This window comes from Nitrospira sp. BLG_2, from assembly GCF_049222245.1.
The window spans coordinates 1-1,934 of the sequence record NZ_JBLYIG010000724.1; the positions used below are offsets into that span (position 1 = coordinate 1).

Here is a 1,934-nt window from a genome sequence, read left to right on the forward strand (position 1 = left end):
CCCCATTAGCACTACAAGTAGATGTAAATCCGCCTGTTTACAAAGATGATATATCTAATTTTCAAATGCAAAAAAAGGTAATGACTGATGATAAAGGAAGAAAACTAAGATTTAACGCGGCTGGTCAAGTCGACGGAACATATGGAAGACCAGCACCAATTCAGGTCGGTAATATGGTTAAAGCAACTGATTTATCACAAATTAAAGAAGATATAGAAATTGATAGTAAAATCAAATATAGTGATAATCCTGTACCAAGTCGGCCACCAATAAAGATGGGTAAAATTAAATGTCAAAGTTGTGGTGACGAATCAATGGTTCCTGCTCACCATATTGGTATATATTATTCAAAATCATATTATTTATGTAATAGGTGTGGAAGTAAAGGAAGATAATGTCTAAAAAAGTAAATGGGAATCCGGGTGCGGAACGAGCGGTTTTAGCTGGTGTTTGTCAATATGGTAGAGAAGCATATTATGATGTTTCTGATATTATTGATGCTGGATGTTTTACAATTGAGTCAAATGAATCTATCTGGTTATGTTTAGATAATATTCTTAAGACATCAGAAAAGGTTGATGCTACTACCATTTTAGCAACAGCTGATACGTTAGGATTAAGTTCGGTCTTTAATAAGAATAAGACAGATATTGATTTTCTTCGTAGTTTATTTAATTTTCCGATACATCTTAAAAATGTTCGGACTATGGCAAAACAAGTTGCCAAATTAGATTTGATTCGCAAATCACAAGTTAAACTATTAGAAGCGTATCATAAACTTGAAGATTTTGATGGGACAGAGTCTACAGACGCAATCGTGGGTGTTCCAGAAGAAGCTGTATTTTCGATTACTAATTCACTGAATAATCAGAATGAGAATACACCAAAGTCTATTGGAGATGATTTAGTAGCTAGATTAGAACATTTAGCTAAGAATCCAGTCTCTATGATTGGTATTCCAACACCATTCGCAATATATAATAACATGATTGGTGGTGGATTAAGAAGTGGTGTACATTTATGGGGAGCTAGACCAGGTCGTGGAAAATCTACAGTAGCTATGAATGTGGGCGACCATGTATCAGATAAAATGGATATTCCTGTCTTGTATATTGATACAGAAATGAATTTAGAAGAACAAGAGAATAGACTTATAGCTAAATTGACTGGCGTAGACAATAAATTAATTGAGACTGGACAATTTGGTTCATCTAGTGATATGAGAAATAAGGTTATATCTACTGCCAAAAAATTAAAGAATAATAAATTCAAACATATTTGGGTAGGCGGTAAAGGTTTTGAAGAAATAGTGTCAATAATGAGAAGATGGATTTTTTCGACAGTAAAATTTGATGCAAACGGTAAACCTAATCCGCACCTAATTATTTACGATTATTTTAAATTAATGAATGATTCTCAATTAGGAGATATGCAAGAATATCAAGCTATCGGCTTTCAGATTAGCTATCTAAGTGATTTTTGTAAACAATATGACACACCCTGTCTATCTTTCGTGCAGTTAAATCGCGACGGTATAACAAAAGATACATCAGATATTATCAGTCAATCTGATAGACTATTATGGTTATGTAATTCCTGCGTTGTCTTTAGGGATAAGACGCCAGAGGAAATGATTGAAGATGGATACCATAATGGTAATCGTAAAGTTCACGCACTTAAATGTAGATTCGGTGAACCGTTAGCCCCCAATGACTATATTAATATGATGTTTGATGGCAAAACATCGACAGTAACAGAACTTAAAACCAAGTTACAAGTTAAGAAGACGACACAAGCTGAAAATGAAGGTTTTATAACAGATGCTTCATCTATTGATATCGCGGACTTATGCTAAATTATGCAAAAATTCTTGAACATGTTCCAGCAATATTAGACAATTTTTCCTACGAATATACAGAATTTCCAAATAGACT

Annotated in this window: 2 protein-coding genes; both read left to right on the plus strand. The window is 33.6% G+C overall.

Annotated elements, in window-relative coordinates:
* A partial coding sequence (locus ACOSYY_RS19470) for a hypothetical protein (RefSeq protein WP_421664601.1) occupies window positions 1-395 on the plus strand: 395 nt, incomplete at its 5' end.
* Window positions 395-1,855 carry a DnaB-like helicase C-terminal domain-containing protein gene (locus ACOSYY_RS19475; protein WP_421664602.1) on the plus strand — a complete coding sequence of 487 codons (1,461 nt, stop codon included), beginning with the start codon at window positions 395-397 and terminating at the stop codon, window positions 1,853-1,855. The genes ACOSYY_RS19470 and ACOSYY_RS19475, both read left to right, overlap by 1 nt.
* The last annotated feature ends 79 nt before the right edge of the window (window positions 1,856-1,934 follow it).

Bases quoted from the DNA above. Each gene is read 5' to 3' on its own strand.
- ACOSYY_RS19475 (WP_421664602.1), top strand. From the start codon at position 395: ATGTCTAAAAAAGTAAATGGGAATCCGGGTGCGGAACGAGCGGTTTTA.